Here is a 1,628-nt window from a genome sequence, read left to right as displayed (position 1 = left end):
CGTGGACAGCGCGGCCGTGGACGCCCGGGCCGGGCCGTCCTCGGCGACCACGTCGCACAGGCCGCGGTCCACCGCGGCCACGCGCGCGGGCACCAGACCCGCCGCGCGATAAGAGGAGAACACCTCGTCCAGGGCCTCGTCCCAGCCGTAGGCGGCCAGAAGGGACGGACCCGAGAAAGAAGAAGACACTGGTTTGGAACCCTTTGCGTGAAAAAGGGGACCCCGGCGTGAGGACGCCGCACCGTACGTGCGGGATCAGGTCAGCCGGCGGCCCCGGGGATGGGGACTGGCTGAGCGCTGCGCGCAGCAGCGACCGAGGCGACGGCCATGCGTCCCCACCTCCTTCACGCTCGCGCGCGACACTACCCGCCCGCCCCGCCGCCGCGCCAACCATTAACCCGCGCACGTGCGCACCGCGGCCCGGCCGGGCGGCATCACCCGCGCGGGGGAGGGGGATCGGCCGCGGCGGGGAGGCGCCGCCCGCCGAGACGGCGCAGCATCGTCGCCATGGCCGCCGCACCGCCCGCGCAGACCCGCGCCCCCGCGGCGCCGCCCCCAGGGCGGCGCCTGACCGCCGCCGCGCTCGCCTGGGTCCTGGCCTACGGCGCGCTGCGCGTCCACTGGGCGGCCGGGCACCGCCCCGGCGGGCTGTCGCCCGTCGGGACCGACCTGCTGATCTTCACCGGCTGGCGCGGCGCGGCGCTGTGCGGGGCCGCCGCGGCCGTGCTGGCCGCGCTGCTCGCGCCGCGCGCACCCGGCCGCGCCCGTGCGCCGCTGCTCGCCGCGGCCTGGACGGCCGCCGGATGCCTGGCCGCCGCGGCGGCGCTGCTGCCCCTGGACCTCGTCGGCGCGGTCCTGCCCGGCCTCGGCATCGGCTTCCATCCGCTGGGCGCGCTGTCGCAGGCCGCGTGCGCCGGCGCCGGGATCATGACCGCCCTGGCCGCCCGCGCCCGCGCCCGCCGCGGCCGCGCCGCATGCCCGGCCTGCGCGCGGCCCGCGGCCGCGCCCGGCCCGGCGGCCCGCACCCCCGCGTGGGCGTACGGGGCCGCCTACCTCGCCGTCACCGGGTGCCTCACCCGGATCGCCGCCCAGGCCGCCGTCGGGTCCCCGGCGGCCGCCGGGCCGTCGGCGGTGCTGTTCGACGCCGGGGTCGTGCTCGCCGGGACCCTGCTGCCGCTCGCGCTCGTCCACCCCTTCGGGCGGACGTGGCCGCAGTGGGTGCCCGGCCCCGGCGGGCGGCCCGTGCCGCGGCGGCTGGTGCTGTGGCCCGCCGCCGCGATCTCCGGCGGCCTCACCGTCTACTTCGGGGTCGGGCTGCTGCAGATGATCTGGGAGCGGCTGCACGGCCGCGACCCGTTCCCGCCCGGCGGCGGCCTGGACCTTCCCGAGGCGTTCTTCTGGGTCGCCGTCCCCGCCTACCTGGCCTGGGGCGCCGGGATGGCCGCCGCCGCCCGCGGCTACGCCCGCCGCACCCGCCGCCCGTGCCGCGCCTGCGGGCGGTGACCGCCGACACCGCCGGCCGCGCGGCCGGGGGAGTGACGGCGCCGGACGGAAGTTATGGTGATTTGGGGGGCGCATCGCGATGAGGGGCATGGCCGTGGACGACAACGACCGGCACGACGACGACC

Annotated in this window: 1 protein-coding gene and 1 pseudogene; one reads left to right on the top strand and one right to left on the bottom strand. The window is 79.7% G+C overall.

Going from position 1 to position 1,628, the window contains the following annotated elements:
• Positions 1-189: pseudogene (locus tag ACIWVC_RS04465) on the bottom strand (GTPase RsgA); the annotation flags it as partial.
• Between the two features lie 318 nt (positions 190-507).
• Here ACIWVC_RS04465 and ACIWVC_RS04460 point away from each other — a divergent pair.
• Positions 508-1,503, top strand: a complete 996-nt coding sequence (locus tag ACIWVC_RS04460; protein WP_396453829.1) for a hypothetical protein — start codon at positions 508-510, stop codon at positions 1,501-1,503.
• Positions 1,504-1,628 lie beyond the last annotated feature (125 nt).

The organism is Actinomadura sp., assembly GCF_044508335.1.
Classification (GTDB): domain Bacteria; phylum Actinomycetota; class Actinomycetes; order Streptosporangiales; family Streptosporangiaceae; genus Spirillospora.
The sequence above is the reverse complement of the archived record's forward strand: the minus strand, read 5'-3'. Positions and strand labels throughout refer to the sequence as shown.